Annotated in this window: 16 protein-coding genes; 7 read left to right on the top strand and 9 right to left on the bottom strand. The window is 41.6% G+C overall.

All coding sequences use genetic code 11. From position 1 onward, the window contains the following. Window positions 1–131: 131 nt before the first annotated feature. Window positions 132–1,520 (top strand): histidine--tRNA ligase, encoded by a 1,389-nt coding sequence (gene hisS / locus AC13CC_RS04020; RefSeq protein ID WP_326280019.1) that lies wholly within the window; start codon window positions 132–134, stop codon window positions 1,518–1,520. Here the strand turns inward: hisS and AC13CC_RS04015 are convergent. Continuing rightward, entirely contained in the window at window positions 1,504–2,052 is a 549-nt protein-coding gene (locus tag AC13CC_RS04015) for an NUDIX hydrolase (RefSeq protein WP_326280016.1), read from the bottom strand. The two genes, hisS and AC13CC_RS04015, sit on opposite strands and share 17 nt — an antisense overlap. A 416-nt stretch (window positions 2,053–2,468) precedes the next feature. Next, the gene (locus tag AC13CC_RS04010) at window positions 2,469–3,557 is read right to left on the bottom strand and encodes a M42 family metallopeptidase (protein WP_326280014.1); all 1,089 of its coding nucleotides are present in this window, start codon (window positions 3,555–3,557) and stop codon (window positions 2,469–2,471) included. A gap of 102 nt (window positions 3,558–3,659) precedes the next feature. Between AC13CC_RS04010 and AC13CC_RS04005 the strand changes: the two genes are divergently transcribed. Further along, window positions 3,660–4,379 (top strand): DUF4294 domain-containing protein, encoded by a 720-nt coding sequence (locus AC13CC_RS04005; protein ID WP_428979755.1) that lies wholly within the window; start codon window positions 3,660–3,662, stop codon window positions 4,377–4,379. Here AC13CC_RS04005 and AC13CC_RS04000 read toward each other — a convergent pair. Further along, complete coding sequence (locus AC13CC_RS04000; RefSeq protein WP_293163981.1) at window positions 4,376–4,612, bottom strand: DUF6095 family protein; 237 nt, start codon at window positions 4,610–4,612, stop codon at window positions 4,376–4,378. The two genes, AC13CC_RS04005 and AC13CC_RS04000, sit on opposite strands and share 4 nt — an antisense overlap. 57 nt (window positions 4,613–4,669) lie before the next feature. Between AC13CC_RS04000 and AC13CC_RS03995 the strand changes: the two genes are divergently transcribed. After that, window positions 4,670–5,989 carry a GntP family permease gene (locus tag AC13CC_RS03995; protein ID WP_326280010.1) on the top strand — a complete coding sequence of 440 codons (1,320 nt, stop codon included), beginning with the start codon at window positions 4,670–4,672 and terminating at the stop codon, window positions 5,987–5,989. Window positions 5,990–6,154: 165 nt separating this feature from the next. Here the strand turns inward: AC13CC_RS03995 and AC13CC_RS03990 are convergent, their stop codons facing one another. The 6 genes from AC13CC_RS03990 to AC13CC_RS03965 all read right to left on the bottom strand — a co-directional run bounded on the left by AC13CC_RS03990 (window position 6,155) and on the right by AC13CC_RS03965 (window position 13,953). Next, on the bottom strand, window positions 6,155–8,374 hold the full coding sequence (locus tag AC13CC_RS03990; RefSeq protein ID WP_326280008.1) for an NADP-dependent isocitrate dehydrogenase: 2,220 nt from the start codon (window positions 8,372–8,374) through the stop codon (window positions 6,155–6,157). 627 nt (window positions 8,375–9,001) lie between these two features. Continuing rightward, a complete protein-coding gene (rplS, locus tag AC13CC_RS03985) occupies window positions 9,002–9,352 on the bottom strand; it encodes a 50S ribosomal protein L19 (RefSeq protein WP_163627495.1) in 351 nt (116 codons plus the stop codon). A 132-nt stretch (window positions 9,353–9,484) separates the two neighbouring features. Further along, window positions 9,485–10,162 (bottom strand): tRNA (guanosine(37)-N1)-methyltransferase TrmD, encoded by a 678-nt coding sequence (gene trmD / locus AC13CC_RS03980; RefSeq protein WP_326280006.1) that lies wholly within the window; start codon window positions 10,160–10,162, stop codon window positions 9,485–9,487. A gap of 100 nt (window positions 10,163–10,262) precedes the next feature. Next, on the bottom strand, window positions 10,263–10,868 hold the full coding sequence (locus tag AC13CC_RS03975; RefSeq protein WP_326280004.1) for a tRNA (guanine-N1)-methyltransferase: 606 nt from the start codon (window positions 10,866–10,868) through the stop codon (window positions 10,263–10,265). Window positions 10,869–10,976: 108 nt separating this feature from the next. Beyond that, the gene (locus tag AC13CC_RS03970) at window positions 10,977–12,425 is read right to left on the bottom strand and encodes a glyceraldehyde-3-phosphate dehydrogenase (RefSeq protein ID WP_326280002.1); all 1,449 of its coding nucleotides are present in this window, start codon (window positions 12,423–12,425) and stop codon (window positions 10,977–10,979) included. A 130-nt stretch (window positions 12,426–12,555) separates the two neighbouring features. Continuing rightward, the gene (locus AC13CC_RS03965; RefSeq protein WP_326280000.1) at window positions 12,556–13,953 is read right to left on the bottom strand and encodes a trypsin-like peptidase domain-containing protein; all 1,398 of its coding nucleotides are present in this window, start codon (window positions 13,951–13,953) and stop codon (window positions 12,556–12,558) included. Window positions 13,954–14,087: 134 nt separating this feature from the next. Here AC13CC_RS03965 and dapF point away from each other — a divergent pair, with 134 nt between their 5' ends. The 4 genes from dapF (at window position 14,088) to AC13CC_RS03945 (ending at window position 17,232) form a co-directional block, all read left to right on the top strand. Further along, the gene (gene dapF / locus AC13CC_RS03960) at window positions 14,088–14,870 is read left to right on the top strand and encodes a diaminopimelate epimerase (RefSeq protein WP_326280058.1); all 783 of its coding nucleotides are present in this window, start codon (window positions 14,088–14,090) and stop codon (window positions 14,868–14,870) included. Continuing rightward, window positions 14,858–15,391 carry a GNAT family N-acetyltransferase gene (locus AC13CC_RS03955; protein ID WP_326279998.1) on the top strand — a complete coding sequence of 178 codons (534 nt, stop codon included), beginning with the start codon at window positions 14,858–14,860 and terminating at the stop codon, window positions 15,389–15,391. Before dapF ends, AC13CC_RS03955 begins: the two co-directional genes overlap by 13 nt. Then, a complete protein-coding gene (mltG, locus tag AC13CC_RS03950) occupies window positions 15,381–16,424 on the top strand; it encodes an endolytic transglycosylase MltG (protein ID WP_326279996.1) in 1,044 nt (347 codons plus the stop codon). The genes AC13CC_RS03955 and mltG overlap by 11 nt, the downstream gene beginning before the upstream one ends. Window positions 16,425–16,584: 160 nt before the next feature. Continuing rightward, a complete protein-coding gene (locus AC13CC_RS03945; protein ID WP_326279994.1) occupies window positions 16,585–17,232 on the top strand; it encodes a hypothetical protein in 648 nt (215 codons plus the stop codon). Window positions 17,233–17,384 lie beyond the last annotated feature (152 nt).

The raw sequence follows: 17,384 nt of genomic DNA, 5'->3' as shown, positions 1-17,384 counted from the left end.
CTACGGGGTTATTTTGTTGCTAGGTTATTGGAATTTGGGATTTGGTGCCTGAAACCTTTGACTGCTCAATGCTTCCTATTTACTGAGTTCTTCAACCTAAAACGTATATTTGCACGAGAATTTTACACCACATGGCAAAGAAACCATCCATACCCAAAGGAACCCGAGATTTTTCACCTGCAGAGGTGTCCAAGCGTAACTATATCATCCAAACCATAAAAAAACATTTTGAAACTTATGGTTTTCAGCCGATTGAGACTCCTTCTTTCGAAAATTCGGAAACCCTGATGGGTAAATATGGGGATGAAGGCGACCGTTTGATATTTAAAATATTGAATTCGGGAGACTTTATTTCCAAAGTGGATGATGTAACCTATAGTTCCAAGAATTCAGCCTCATTGACGCCCAAGATTTCCGAAAAAGCCCTGCGCTACGATCTTACCGTGCCCTTTGCCCGCTATGTGGTTATGCGCCAGAATGAAATTGATTTTCCGTTCAAGCGGTATCAAATTCAGCCTGTGTGGCGTGCAGACCGTCCGCAAAAAGGGCGTTTCCGTGAGTTTTACCAATGTGATGCCGATGTGGTTGGCGCCAATTCCTTACTTCAAGAAGTGGAATTTGTACAACTCTATGATGCCGTTTTCACCGATTTGGGACTGAAAGGTGTCACCATCAAAATCAACAACCGAAAAATACTTTCTGGGATTGCGGAAGTCATCGGAGCCAAACATTTATTGGTAGATTTTACTGTGGCCTTGGATAAGTTGGATAAAATAGGAGAGGAGAAAGTTAAAGCAGAGATGATGGAAAAAGGCATTTCCGAAGCTGCTATTGCCAAAGCACAGCCTTTGTTCGATATCAAGGGAACCGCTTCCGAACAATTGGAAAAACTAAAAACCATCCTAGCAGATTCTGAAGTAGGAATGCTGGGTGTCTTAGAATTGGAAGAGATTATTTCAACCGTGGAAATGGTTGGGTTGCAGTCGGCCAGTTTGCAGCTGGATGTTATGCTGGCCCGCGGGCTCAATTATTACACTGGTGCCATTTTTGAGGTGGCAGCGCCCGAAGGCGTAAAAATGGGTTCCATTGGTGGAGGTGGACGTTATGATGACCTTACGGGCATTTTTGGACTGAAAGATGTGAGCGGTGTGGGTATTTCCTTCGGATTGGACCGTATTTACCTGGTTTTGGAAGAATTGAATCTTTTCCCAGATAGCTTGGATATTTCTTTGGACGTACTTTGCCTCAATTTTGGAAAAAAAGAGGGATTGGCAGCCTTAAAATTGGTATCTGGTCTGCGTAAGCAAGGACTAAGAGCCGATTTATACCCAACGGATGCCAAGGTACAGAAGCAGTTTAAGTATGCTGATAAAAGGGGAGTTCCCTACGTGATACTTTTGGGAGACCAAGAATTGACCAATGATAAATTTGTGGTCAAGAACATGAAGACAGGCGACCAAAACGACTACGCTCTGGATTCGCTCGAAGAATTTGCGAAAAAAATCAAGTCCTTCGTTTGATTTCCTTGATGATGGTTTTGTAATAGGTAGGGCCGTGGGGAACGTATTTTCCAGTAGTGGCCAAGCCCCAAGTTTCTTCGGCAAATTTAAAAAGAGGCACCAAGGCCAAATCTTCAACCTCGCTTTCCTGTTTGGTAAGTTGGCTCAACGGGACGTTTAGCTTGCACAAAAAAATGTGATGCAGCTCTGCATCTATAAAATCTTCGGAAATTTTGTGCACGGCCTTAAAAGTACCAAGGGATTCCAATTCGGTTTCTGAAACCTGAATACCTATTTCCTCTTCAACTTCCCTGATAGCTGCTGAAATGATTTTTTCCCCCGCAGCCACGTGCCCGGCAACCGAAACATCCCAATGTAGGGAATGGGTAGCTTTGTTTTTGCCTCGTTGTTGAATCAGTACACGACCATCGGGTGTGTACAGCCAAACATGAACAGTGGGATGTAGTAAACCTTTGCGGTGTGCTTCAGATTTTAAACAGGATTCCCCTGTTGGTTTTCCTCGTTCGTCCAAAATGTCAACACGCTCATCCATATTACATAAAGATAAGAAATTGTCACATGGAGCGGAGTCGAGATGGAATATAATTTCTTGAAACCGGTTTTATGTTTCTCTTTGTCATCCTCTTACAAACATAGGATGACAGGTCAAACATAGGATGACAGGTGCTAGTGTTATTCCTGCGTCCCGTTCTTCAACGGGATAAACAGGCAGGAATCCATTCGTTGTAAGCCCCTGAAACTATCCCGATAGTTATCGGGACAAGGTGACGGATTCTTCGTGCTCCCTTTGACTCCGTTCAAAACAGCTCGGAATGAGCATCAATCCAAAACAAAAAAGCATCGCAGCCTATATTCGGATTACGATGCTTTAAGATTTTTGTGTCATTTGAAATTATCGATTGAGAAATCTAAGCGTGAGATTTCTCACATCCGTTCGAAATGACAAGTTTAATCAAAATAGCTGAAGGTTTCTCCCGCTTTAATGTTCAGCAAGGTTTCGTAAATCAAACGGATAACGTTCTCCACATCATCCTTGTGGACCGTTTCTACCGTAGTGTGCATGTAGCGTAACGGCAACGATATCAAAGCAGAGGCGACACCACCATTGCTATAGGCAAAAGCATCGGTGTCCGTACCTGTATATCGGGACGAAGCGTTGCGCTGGAATGGAATTTTGTTGGATTCCGCAGTTTCAATAATGCGCTCCCGCAATTTGTTCTGTACTGCAGGTGCGTACGAGATAACGGGACCGTCGCCAATCTTGGTCTCACCCTCCGTCTTTTTATTGATCATGGGAGTAGTGGTATCGTGGCAAACATCCGTTACAATGGCCACATTGGGCTTAATGGTCTGTGTGATCATTTCTGCACCTCGAAGTCCAATCTCTTCCTGCACCGAATTGGTGATGTACAATCCAAAAGGAAGCTCTTTTTTGTTCTTTTTGAGCAAACGGGCCACTTCGGCAATCATAAAACCGCCCATACGGTTGTCCAAAGCCCTACAAACAAACTTGTCCTTGTTCAGAATCTGGAAATTGTCGGGGTAAGTGATTACACATCCTACGTGAACGCCCATTTTTTCCACTTCCTCTTTATCCTTGGCACCGACATCTATAAAAATGTTGTCCAATTTCGGTGGTTCTTCCTTGGCCTTGTCCCTTGTGTGGATGGCCGGCCATCCGAAAACACCTTTTACAATACCATTTTTGGTATGGATGTTTACCCATTTAGATGGAGCAATTTGATGATCGCTTCCTCCATTTCGGATAACGTAAAGAAGACCTTCATCGGTGATATAGTTAACGTACCAAGAAATTTCATCGGAATGCCCCTCGATAACAACCTTGTATTTGGCATCTGGATTTATAACGGCTACTGCAGTTCCGTAGGTGTCAGTAATAAATTCGTCCACATAAGGTTTTACGTAGTCCATCCAAATTTTCTGCCCTTCCCACTCGTAACCTGTCGGGGATGGATTGTTCAAGTATTTTTCTAAAAATTCAAGGGATTTTTCGTTGATAATCTTCTCTTTTGCCATGTATCTGATTTAGTACGCAAACATAAGAATATTCACTTTTATTTAATAGCCAAATCACACCTTTATACTTACTTTTGGCAAGACTATTGCGAAAGAAATGTTATGCTGCGTAACTGTTTTCTTGTTGTTTTTCTGGCAATTAACGCCCTTGGGTTAGCTCAGGAACCGCAAAAGGATTCGTTGATGAACCCCAAGGATTCCATTGCCAACGATTCCATTGAGGATTATTATGTCCGGTTTGAGGGTGACTCCATTTTGATGAGCTCCATTGAACTTGACGAAGTCTACATTTTTGGAAAACTGGAGTTCACGAACCGTAATGATAAACTTCGCTATTACATTCTACGACGAAAAACCTTGAAGGTGTACCCTTACGCCAAGTTGGCCGCAGAACGATTGGTAGAGCTCAACGATAGCTTACAACTCATAAAAAAGCGTAGACATCAAAGGCGTTATACCCGAAAAGTGCAAAAGTATATTGAAGGGGAGTTTTCCGAAGAGTTAAAAAAACTGACCCGTACCGAAGGACAGATTTTGGTAAAACTGATTCATCGTCAAACAGGAACAACAGCCTTTGATTTGGTAAAGGAACTCCGTAGCGGTTGGCGGGCATTTTGGTACAACACCACGGCAAGTTTGTTCAAGATCAGTTTAAAGGAAGAGTTCCAGCCCGAAGAAATTCATGAGGATTATTTAATAGAGGACATTCTGCAACGTGCTTTTGCAGCGAGCAGGTTGGAACGACAAGAATCGGTCTTGGATTATGATTATGCCCAACTCACCAATAAATGGAAAAGCAGACCGCCCAGCACGGGCAACTAGTTTTTGGGTTTCTTACCGAAAATGGCCTCCATTACAATGCTTACTGAACGAAAACCTAAATAAATTGCCAAAGCAGCACAAATAAACCCTAATATCAACACAGGCCAATAAAAGGGGTGCCCTTCATTTTTAAAGGCTTCGTAGATTAAAAATGGCCCCATAAACATGGCAAGCACGGTGTAGCCAAACGATTTTATTCCTTTTACCAGAAGTTCCTTGTTAGTTCGCCTCATGGGGCCAAAGTAGGAATATTAGCTTATATTTAGAGCAAATAGCGCCAAAAATTGACCATGGAAATACTAGTTCTTGGAGTTGTCGTCCTCTTCATTATTATTGCTACCGTAAAATTTAAGATGCATCCCGTTTTCTCCCTGACCATTGCTGCTGTGGCTTCTGGTTTTTTGTTGGGGATAACACCCAAAAACATCATGTCCAATATGGCCGAGGGTTTTGGAAAAACCCTTTCGGGTATTGGGTTGGTCATCGCTTTTGGAACGGTAATCGGAGTTTATCTCGAAAAAACTGGGAGCACACAAGTTCTTGCCAACAGCATCTTAAAAGTGATTGGCTTAAAACGTTCCCCATTGGCGATGAATTTGGCTGGATTTGTAATTTCCATTCCGGTGTATTGCGATTCGGGCTACATTATTCTTTCTTCATTAAATAAAGCCATCAGCAAAAAAACGGGCATCCCAGCCTTGGTTTTTGCCATTGCATTGGCCACAGGTTTGTATTCTGCCCATGTTTTTGTACCACCAACACCCGGACCGTTGGCAGCGGCAGCCATTTTAGATGCCGATTTGGGCATGGTGCTCATCTTTGGGCTGTTGGTTGCGATACCCGTTTCCGTTTCAGGCTATTTTTGGGCACGGTTCATAGGTAGATCTTTAAAGGAAGATGAAACTGCCCATTTATATGAAGAAAAAGAAGCAATTCAATCTACGGTAAAACCATTTCAAGCTTTTCTTCCGTTGCTCGTTCCCATAATTCTGATTGCCATGAAATCCATCGTGGATTATCCGACGCACCCTTTGGGAGAAGGCTGGTTGTTCCGTGTTTTTGATTTTTTTGGTAATCCTGTCATCGCATTGTTGATCGGTGTTTTCTTTGCTTTTGCCTTGAGCAGAAATGTTCCGTCCGAAGAAAAAAAAGAGTGGGTGCCCGAAGCTTTTAAGCAGGCAGGTGCCATTGTGCTCATAACTGGTACAGGAGGGGCCTTTGGAGCCATTCTCCGTACCATGGATATTGCTTCAATCATCAATCTGGAATCCAGTACAGGTATTGGTGGACTTTTGATTGCTTTTGTGATTGCAGCCGTGCTTAAAACCGCTCAAGGGTCATCAACAGTAGCCATTATTACCACTTCGGCCATTATTGCTCCGCTATTGGAAACTTTTGGACTGGTTTCTATTACAGATAAAGCATTGGCCGTTCTTGCCATTGGGGCTGGGGCCATGACGGTTTCCCACATTAACGACAGCTATTTTTGGGTAGTTTCCCAATTTTCCAACATGAATGTGAAAACTGCTTTGCGGGGTCATACCATGGGCACATTGCTTCAGGGTACAGTAGGTATTTTGATGATTTTGTTGTTGTACTTTGTTGTTTGATGCAAAAAGTAATGCCCAAAGGTCCAAAGGCAGGTAAATTTCAATTTTATCAGGTTGAGCACAGTCGAAACCTATTGATTATCAAAACATTTTAGGTTCTCGACTGCACTCGATCTGACGGACAACAGGCTTTTTATACCTCCTTGAGCATAAAGCAGTTATTGTTTATCCTATTGTACTTAGAATTTTGTTCAAGGTTTCACTGGGTCGCATAGCTTTTGAAGCCATTTCTGGGTTTGGAAGGTAGTAACCTCCAATATCCACAGGGGAACCTTGCGCATCTATCAATTCTTGTGCGATTTTCTCCTCGTTGGCAGACATTGCATCGTACACTTTGCTAAATACAGATTTTAGCTCCGTATCCTTATCTTGTTTGGCCAATTCTTCGGCCCAGTAAAGTGCTAAGTAGAAGTGGCTTCCACGAGTATCCAGTTCGTTTACTTTTCTGGATGGTGATCTGTCTTGGTTCAAGAATTCTTCAGTAGCCTTATCCAATGCATCAGCTAAAACTTGGGCTTTTGTATTGTTGTTCTTTTCTCCAAAGAATTCCAAAGAAACAGCTAGTGCCAAGAACTCCCCAAGGGAATCCCATCTAAGGTGACCTTCTTCCAAGAATTGTTCTACGTGTTTTGGAGCGGAACCACCGGCACCGGTCTCGAACAACCCACCGCCGTTCATCAATGGAACAATGGATAACATTTTTGCACTTGTTCCAACTTCCAAAATAGGGAAGAGGTCGGTCAGGTAGTCCCTCAACACGTTACCGGATACGGAGATGGTATCTTTTCCTTCCTTCATGCGCTTCAAGGTGAACTTGGTAGCTTCGATGGGGGAAAGGATTCTGATGTCCAGTCCATTTGTATCGTGGTCCTTTAGGTAAAGGTTTACTTTTTTGATCAATTCGGCATCGTGTGCCCTGTTTTCATCCAACCAAAAAACGGCTGGAGTATTGGTGGCCCTGGCACGGGATACGGCTAATTTGACCCAATCCTGTACGGGAGCATCCTTTACTTGGCACATTCTCCAAATATCGCCTTCCTCAACAGCGTGTTCAATCAATGTTTCGCCAGCTGTGTTGACTACTTTTACGGTTCCAGCTTTTTCAATTTCGAAAGTTTTGTCGTGTGAACCGTATTCCTCTGCTTTTTGGGCCATTAAACCTACATTGGGTACAGTTCCCATGGTTTTAGGGTCGAAAGCACCGTTTTCTTTACAAAAATCGATAGTGGCTTGATAAACTCCAGAGTAACTACTGTCTGGAATAATGGCCTTGGTATCTTGAAGCTCTCCGTTTTTGTCCCACATTTTACCGGAGTTCCTAATCATGGCAGGCATGGAGGCGTCAATGATCACATCACTTGGTACGTGTAGGTTGGTAATGCCCTTGTCGGAATTTACCATGGCCAAATCGGGTCCGTTTCCTATGCTGGATTTGATGGCGTCTTCAATTTCTCTGTGCTGCTCTTTGGGCAGTTCCCCGATTTTGTCCAACAAAGTCTCTAGGCCATTGTTGGGGTTGATTCCCAATTTTTCAAAAGTATCTCCGTAGTTTTTGAACAATTCAGAAAAATATACTTTCAACGCATGTCCAAAAATAATGGGGTCAGAAACCTTCATCATAGTAGCCTTAAAGTGCAAGGAAAGCAAGATGTTTTTTTCTCTGGCATCGGCGATTTCTTTGGTCAAGAAATCTACCAATGCTTTTTTGCTCATCACCGTGGCATCGATAACCTCACCTTGCAACAGGGAAAGTTTATCTTTAAGCACGGTTGTATTGCCCGCTGTGTCCACTAATTCAATTCGGATATCTTCGGCATGGGCCATGGTCAACGATTTTTCATTGGCCTTAAAGTCACCATGAGACATGGTAGCTACGTGGGTTTTGGAATCCGAAGACCATTCGCCCATGGTATGTGGGTGAGCTTTGGCGTAGTTTTTAACGGCTTTTGGAGCGCGTCTGTCCGAGTTGCCCTCACGAAGCACCGGGTTTACCGCGCTACCTTTTACTTTGTCGTATTTGGCCTTAATGTTTTTTTCTTCGTCCGTTCTGGGCTCATCAGGGTAATCAGGTAGCTTGTACCCTTTTTTTTGTAATTCCTCAATGGCTTCTTTCAACTGGGGGATGGAAGCACTGATGTTGGGCAATTTTATGATGTTGGCCTCAGGAGTTTTGGCCAATTCTCCCAAAATGGACAAATCATCAGGGACTTGTTGTTCCTCGTTCAACAATTCCGGAAACACGGCGGCAATTCTACCGGCCAAAGAAATATCCTTGGTTTCTACGGCAATATTGGCGGTTTCGGTAAAAGATTTTACAATGGGTAAGAATGATAATGTTGCTAAGGCAGGAGCCTCGTCTGTTTTGGTATAATAAAGTTTAGCCATTTATATGTATTTGTTTGAGCGGTTGCAAATATACGATTTATGGGCCGTGAAGCACGAATGGAAGTGGCTAAAAGTGTGTGCTTTTGATAAGAATTTGTGAAAAAAACAAAAGCCATATCATTTTTTTTACAAAAGATATGGCTTTCAGATAGGACTCAAGATTTGTTTGGTGGTACCAAAACTGCAATCTAATTAGATTACATCTTTCGCCCTTTCGACGTTTATACGCTGCTATGTTTTTAATTTTTCAACTAAACTACATTTTGCAAAGCGTGCTGTTGTATTCCTAAATTTTATCAAAATGGAAAATTGCTCTTCCATTCGCACATAAAATTTATTATTTCTTATTGGGTTCTGCCAAAGCACTTCCCAAATCGAAATTCCTTTTGTGATCAGTAGTGTTACCAAATAAAAGGGAATCCACAGTTTTAAAGAACGTCAACTTTAAAAGTTGATATGACCGTGATGGTATCACCATCATATCTTGGACTAAAGTAAAGCGTAACATTAAATTTAGCAACTTTTCAAAGCATTAATAATCAACATGATATAAACTAAGGTTATTAACAATTGTTCATAAAAAAAGCACCCATTTTGGGTGCTTTCTCTTGTTGTATGGGCTTATTGTTATCCCTTAACTTCTTTGATACGGGCCTTTTTACCGGTAAGACCTCTAAAGTAGAAGATTCTAGATCTACGTACTTTACCTTTTTTGTTTACTTCAATTCTTTGCAAAGCCGGCATGTTTACGGGGAAAATTCTTTCCACACCAACGGTACCGGACATTTTACGGATGGTAAAGGTTTCTGTTGCACCGCTCCCTCTGCGTTGTATTACTACACCTTTAAAGAACTGGGTACGTGTTTTTTCACCTTCTTTGATTTCGTAATAAACAGTGATGGTATCACCAGCTGAAAATTTTGGAAATTCTTTTTTTGGAACAAATTCGTCTTCAACAAATTTTACTAAGGATTCCATTTTTGTTTTTTTTAGCGTTTTTTACAAGACCAACTTTCACGGATTTCGTCAGAGGTTGATTTTGAGATTGCAAAAGTAATGCAATATTTATAAATAACAAGTGGTTTTTTTGTTTTTGGACTCCTGATCGCTTTATTTCTCCAAAAGGTCGGGTCTTCTTTGCTGGGTGCGCTCCAAAGCTTGTTGTTCCCGCCATTTTTCAATCTCGGGGAAGTTGCCGCTCAATAGAATTCTAGGCACCTCTTTACCTTTGTAATCCGCCGGGCGTGTGTATACGGGCGGAGCCAATAGATTATCCTGAAACGTATCGGTAAGGGCAGAGGTTTCATCATTCAAAACGCCAGGCAACAATCGAATTACGGCATCGCACAATATGGCGGCCGCAAGTTCACCTCCAGACAACACATAATCTCCAATGGAAATCTCACGGGTAACAAACATATCCCTGACCCGTTGGTCCACACCTTTGTAATGACCACAAAGCACAATAATGTTCTTTTTCATGGAAACCTCATTGGCCATTCCCTGGTTGAGCGTGTTGCCATCTGGCGTCATGTAAATGACTTCGTCGTACTCCCTTTCGGATTTGAGTTGGGAAATGCATTTATCGATGGGTTCTATCATCATCACCATGCCTGCACCGCCTCCAAACTGATAATCATCTATCTGTTTGTAGTTTCCAGAGGCGTAGTCCCTCAGATTGTGAAGATGCACCTCTACCAATCCTTTTTCTATCGCTCTTTTTAAAATGGAGGCTTCAAAAGGGCTTTTTAAAAGCTCGGGAAGCACGGTTATAATGTCGATGCGCATGGACGTTGTTGCTTGACAATTAATTCACCCCAAAAGTAATGAAAGCTATTAATAACTGTTGCATAAAAAAGAAAGGCCTCCGTTTTGGAAGCCTTGATTCTTATTTTTTTTGCTTGTTCAGCTCATCTTGAAGCTGGCGACTGATTTTTTGTTCACGTTCCAGGGCACGTCGCCTATGGTTTTGGTATTCTTCCTCTAAATCGGCAAGGGCGGATTTGGCTTGTTGCGTTAAGAAATTACTATTTCTAAATCGGTAGATAAAGAACAGCAAAAGCAACAACAGTCCGAAAATGATGGACCACAGAATAAAATTATAGGTTCCTTTGCTGATCAGGGCACCAAAAAATGAAATACTGTCCTTTTCTTCGGTAACAGCGTTTAGTTTATTGGTGGTTTCCTGCAATTTACCGTTAAGGTCCTCTATTTCGGCATCGTTGGCCGTAATGGTAGCCGATAAATCTTTGATGGTTTTGTTGGCAGTTTCTATGGAGTCAAAAATGTTCTTCTTGGTTTCATAGAGATCTGACAACTTAACGACTTCATAACGGATACCATTGGCCCGGTAGTTTCCCGACTTTTTTTCCAACTCTTCCAATTGTCCCCTTAGGGTATTGTCTACTTCATCGGTAGATTCCTCCTCCTGGGCATGGATAGCGATGGACGGGATAAGTAAGGCTAAGGCAAATAAAATGCGTAAATACTTCATGTTCAATAATGTTCTCGTATTAAATTTAGATTAAGGGTGGAACGAAATTACATCAATATAGCAAATTTCAAAAAAGAAAACTGCTTCTTTCAACAAATTCGTACCCTACTAATAATACGTATAACGCCTAACTTTCGCTATATATTTTGCCAATCGAACCACTTGATGGGAATATCCATACTCATTATCGTACCAAATATAGAGCACAACATTTTTACCTCCGGGCGAAACAATGGTGGCTTTACTGTCATAAATTGATGGTGCCGTGGTTCCTACAATATCCGAAGAAACCAATTCATTGCTCAAAGCATATTTGATTTGTTCCACCAAATCACCTTCCAGCGCATATTTTTTTATGATGGTATCAATACCCTCTTTGGATGTTTTGTTCTTTACCTCCAAATTAAGAATGGCCAATGAACCATTGGGAACTGGAACCCTGATTGCATTTGAGGTAAGTTTTCCCTTTAATGATGGGAGTGCCTTGGCAACGGCCGAACCGGCCCCTGTTTCGGTAATCACCATGTTGAGGGCTGCTGCACGGCCGCGGCGGTACTTTTTGTGCATGTTATCCACCAAATTTTGGTCGTTTGTATAAGCGTGGATAGTCTCCAAATGCCCTTTTTTGATGCCCAAGGAATCTTCGACCACTTTTAAAATTGGGGTAATGGCATTTGTGGTGCACGATGCGGCTGAATAGATCTTGGTTTTATCGGGGTCAAAGTCGGTATGGTTAACCCCGTGCACAATGTTGGGTACTTCTTTACCGGGTGCGGTAAGCAATACTTTGCTGGCCCCTTTTGATTTTAGGTGTCTGGATAGTTCCTTGTTGTCCCTAAAAGCTCCTGTATTGTCTATGACCAGGGCATTGTAGATTCCATATTTGGTGTAGTCAATATCCTCTGGTCGATTTGCGCTAATGAAATTCACCGTGGTTCCATTGATAACGAGAGCCTGTTTTTCTTCGTCAACATCCACAGTACCGGTAAAAGGGCCGTGTACCGAGTCAGTTTTAAGAAGTGCAGCCCTTTTTTCAAGGACTTCTTTGTTCAATTCACCTCGAATAACAACGGCGCGCAACCTTAGCTGGCTACCACGACCGGTTTTTGCCATAAGCTCTCGCGCCACCAAACGGCCAATGCGCCCAAAACCATAAAGCACTACATCTTTAGGTTTAATGGTCTTGGAAGATTGTGCATCCTTTAGTTTGTCGATAACAAAGGCCTTTACGTTAAGATGGGCACTTTGGTTGGAATGGTACTCGTAGGTCAATTTTCCTATGTCCAGTTTGGCAGGAGGGAGGTTGATGTCGTTTATTGCCCTAAGTATTTCGACAGAGTCAAAAATGGACATGGGTTTTTGAACAAATTCGCCCGCATATTCGTGTAGGTTAATGATGTCACTTACATTTTTGTCTATGATTTGATTTTTGAACAAAACCACCTCAATGGCCTTGTCGTACCAAAGATCGCTGATAATTTTTATGAATTCAGTGGTTGCTTTTCGTCTATCTGCCTGAAAGGCAAGTTCTTTTTCGTAAGATGAAATGTTGCTCATGGATAATGATTGCGGTTGTGAAGTTTATTGTTTTCGGCTAAATTATATATTTCAAACGTTTTCGTAAAACATATTGGGTATAAAAAAAGCGCCTTGTTTAAAGACGCTTTCAAGTGTTTTTTCTGCACTTTTACTGAAGTATCATGTGCTCCTTTTCACCATTTTCATTGATCATGGTGAAGCTGGTTCTGCCGTATCTGGATAATTGGCCAAAACGCTCCTTGGCATCATCAATGTTGTTTATAGGTTCTCCATCCAATTCAATGATTACCTTGTTGATTAAACCATATCTGGAATATGATTCAGGGACATTGGTGATTTTAACACCTTTCGAGACCCCAAAAGTTTTCCTGTCTTTTTTGGACAAGTTCTTAACCGTAAATCCTGTAGCGGGCAAAACAACACTGAGTTGTTTTTTTAGGACCACATTTTTCACAAGACTTTTTCCATCCCTGTTCAATGTAACCTCTACTTTGTCACCTGGTCTTTTGGAGGAAAGGTACCCCGTAAGTTGAGAAAACTTGCTTACTTGGATATTGTCTACCTGCTTTATGATATCGCCTTCCTTCAAACCAGCTTCCTCGGCCCCAGATTCCTCTTCCACACTTGCAATATAAACGCCTTCCAAATCATCTATTCCCATTTCGGTAGCTACCTCTGGATTAAGGTCTCCACCCCTAATGCCCAAAAGTCCTTTTTGAACATTGCCAAACTCCATAATGTCTTCCACCACTTTTTTGGCAATATTGCTGGGTACTGCAAAAGCATACCCGACATAAGAACCAGTTTGTGAAGTAATGGCTGTATTAATACCAATTAGGTCACCGTTAGTATTCACCAAGGCGCCACCACTGTTTCCAGGGTTAACGGCAGCATCGGTTTGTATAAAGGATTGAGCTCTTCGCGGTGACAAGGACCTAGCTTTGGCACTCACAATACCAGCGGTTACTGTAGATGTTAGGTTAAACGGATTGCCAACGGCCAATACCCATTCACCAATTTTAGTATTGTCGGAATCCCCAAATGCCAAATATGGCAGTTCTTCTTCGGCATCAATCTTTAAAAGGGCAATGTCGGAATCGGCATCGGTACCAATAACTTCGGCTTCGTAGGATTTATTATTGTTCAAGGTTACCTCCAATTGGCTGGAATTGGCGATTACATGGTTGTTGGTAACGATATATCCGTCAGGAGAGATAATAACTCCTGAACCAGTTCCCACTTGTGGGGTTTGTTGGCGTTCAAAACCGTAAAAGAAATCTGCTATGCTGGATGGTCCTTTACTAATGGTGAGGTTTTTTACGTGTACCACCGAGTTGACCGTTTTTTCGGCTGCCAAGGTAAAATCAGCTTCGTTGATTCCAGCACCTTTGGCCGAAGTACCCATATTACTGGTGGTAACAAATGGCGTTTCTTGTTCCGAAGTAACAAACTTGTAGTTTTCTTCTTCAAAAAATAATTTGTATGCTCCCAGTGTAATTGCGCCTGCAAATACAGATACTAGCAATAAACTCGCTATCTTCTTCATAATTCTATAATTATTTAACGTTTAGCTGTTTCAAAATTAAAAGTTTTTAATTCTTGATCAGGTCGGTTTAACGCTGTTTTAACTCCAAAAAAAACCTTAAAGAATCCCATATATTTGTTCCTTTGTAGATGCGTATGGAACTTCAGTTTTTTAAATATCAAGGAACGGGAAACGATTTTGTAATTATTGACAATCGTCAGGATGTATTTCCCAAAAACAATACCAAGCTCGTTGCGGAGCTTTGCGACCGAAGATTTGGCATAGGAGCAGATGGGTTGATACTTCTTGAAAATGACAATTTGTCGGATTTTAAGATGGTCTACTTCAATGCCGATGGAGCCGAAAGCAGCATGTGCGGAAACGGAGGACGTTGCTTGGTGGCCTTTGCCCATTATTTGGGGGTAATTGATAAAGAAGCCACTTTTAATGCGGTCGATGGTTTGCACTATGCTACGGTAGAAGGGGACATTGTCAACTTAAAGATGATCGATGTAGCTAAAATCCACGAAAAACAGAACCATAGTTTTTTGGATACAGGTTCCCCGCATCATGTTCAGCTAGTGAAGGAGTTGGGAAAATTTGATGTGCAAAAAGAAGGTAAAAAACTCCGCTATGGTATTTATGGCGAGTCCGGGAGCAATATCAATTTTGTGCAGCAGACCAAAGACAACGGTTTTGATGTAAGAACCTACGAAAGAGGAGTGGAGGGCGAGACTTTTTCCTGCGGCACCGGTGTTACGGCTGTGGCCTTGGCCATGCACCAATCCGGTAAAACCACTGCCAACGAAGTGCACATTCATACCATCGGGGGCGATTTGACGATTGCTTTTGAAAAAAAGGAGGGGAAATACAGCAATATCTTTTTAAAAGGCCCAGCCATACAAGTATTTAAAGGAACCATCGAATGCTCAATCTAAAAGGAGAACAAGTCTATTTGAGGGCTTTGGAGCCCACCGATCTCGATTTTCTGTACAAATTGGAAAACGACACATCGGTTTGGGAGGTGAGCGGAACTCTAAAACCATATTCCAAAAAAGTACTTCAGTTATATTTGGATAATGCCCACAGGGATATTTACGATGTAAAACAATTACGACTTAGCATCAGTAATCATCAAGATGATTGCATAGGTTTGATTGATTTGTTCGATTTTGATCCCAAACATCGCAGAGCAGGTGTTGGAATTGTGATTGTTAAACCCGGGGACAGAAACAAGGGGGCAGGCGCGGAAGCACTGTCACTTTTGTGTGATTATGCCTTTTCCACTTTAGACCTGCATCAATTGTATGCTAATATCTTGGAAGACAACGAAGCAAGTATCCATTTGTTCCAAAAAATGGGTTTTGAAGAAGTTGGCATCAAAAAAGAATGGATCAGAACCAGTAAAGGGTTCAAAAACGAAATAATGTATCAAAAGATCAACTCAAATGAATCTTAAAAAAGTACTTTGGGCAACGGCTATTCTGGGGCTGTTGATCTGCGGTTTTGTAGCCTATCAAATTTATAGTGCCATTTTTAGCCCCAATACACAGTTCAATAATGATGAAGCATTTGTTTACATTGAAACGGATGCATCTTTTACCGATGTAAAAACCTCCTTGGAACCTTTGTTGAAGGATCTATCCACTTTTGAAGCTGTCGCCAAACGTAAAGGATATATTACCAATATTAAGGCTGGAAAATATGCTTTGAAAAAAGGGATGAACAACAACGAGATCATCAATACCCTGCGCAGTGCCAATATCCCTGTGCAAGTGTCTTTTAACAATCAAGAATCCTTGGCCCTGTTGGCGGGCAGGATTTCCGAACAAATTGAAGCGGATAGTCTTTCCTTGCTTCAATCTTTTAATGATTCGAGCTTTTTGGAAGAGACCAAGTTTGACGAAGACACCAAGCTGGCCATGTACATTCCAAACACCTACGAGTTCTTCTGGAATACCGATGCTGAAAGTTTTAGGGATAGAATGCGAACTGAATATAACCGTTTTTGGGACGATGAACGCCTGCAAAAAGCCGAAAATCTAGGTCTTACTCCCAATGAGGTTACTGCTCTGGCTGCCATAGTTCAAAAGGAAACCGCCAAGGTGGATGAACGTCCACGGGTGGCCGGTGTTTATTTGAATCGAATAAGAAGGGGCATGTTACTACAGGCCGACCCCACGGTTATTTATGCCATTAAAAAGGAAACAGGTAACTACGATACCATTATAAAAAGAGTACTTTTCCGTGACTTGGAAATGGATTCACCCTACAACACCTATAAATATGCAGGGGTTCCTCCAGGTCCGATCACCATGCCCGATATTACTTCAATCGACGCTGTTTTGAATCCTGAAAAACATGATTATCTCTATTTTGTAGCCGATGTTTCCAACTTTGGATATCACATGTTTGCCAAGACATTGGCGCAACATAACCGAAATAAAGTACAATACACCCGATGGTTGAATCAACAAAAAGTAATGAGATAAAGTTCTTTATCGTTGATTTTCATCACTTTAACGGATTTTAAGGCTGATTTAAGAAATCTTTATGAGCTTTAGGGTATCCGTTAAGTTAACTCCCCCTATATTTGCCGGCCAATTTGATTTTTGATACGTATATAGTATTGAGATCACAAATATGAACATTATGAAAAGATGGATAGGTTTTATACTGCATCTTGCCATGATCGTAGTTTTGACAAGTTTTGGTTCTTACACCGTAATGAATAAAAAGGATATTGAAATTCCTGAATCATTGAAGGTAACTACCAATTTGGAGTTTTTTGCACCGCAAGGCTCCGTCGCACTTCTTGACGAGGACGAGGTTGCACCACCTCCTTTTCTGGGCAAAGCCTTTAATGGCTTTAAGGAAGCACTCGCTTTTAAAGAATCCCGGGGTAAATATCATAGCGTAAACACATTGGGTTATTTGGGTAAATACCAGTTTGGTAGTAGTACCTTGAATTTGATGGGGGTTTACGATATGGATGAATTTTTGGTCACTCCAGAACTTCAGGAAAAGGCCTTTGAGGCTAATATTGCCCGAAACAAGTGGATTTTGAGAAGAGACATAAAGCGCTTCAACGGAAAAACAATTGGTGGTGTTAAAGTAACGGAATCCGGTATTTTGGCTGCGGCACATTTGGCAGGGGCTGGAAACGTGAAGAAATACCTACGGTCTTATGGACAAAACGATGTAACCGATGCTTACGGAAGTAGTATTTCGCATTACATGAAAAAATTTGCGGGTTACGATATTTCCAATATCAAACAACAAAAAAACGCCAAAGTATAATTGGCAAGGATTGAGTCGTCCTAAAATAGGTTGACAGTTTTTAATAATTAAATCAATCCAGCGAAGCTAGCTTCGCTGGATTTTTTGTTATGTATAAAATTAGGTGTTTTGTATTTAAGACTCAAATGTGGTCTTTTGTTATTATAGGTTTT

The organism is Flagellimonas sp. L-11 (genome assembly GCF_056857735.1).
Note: the sequence above shows the minus strand (reverse complement) of the source record. Positions and strands in the feature narration are given on the sequence as shown.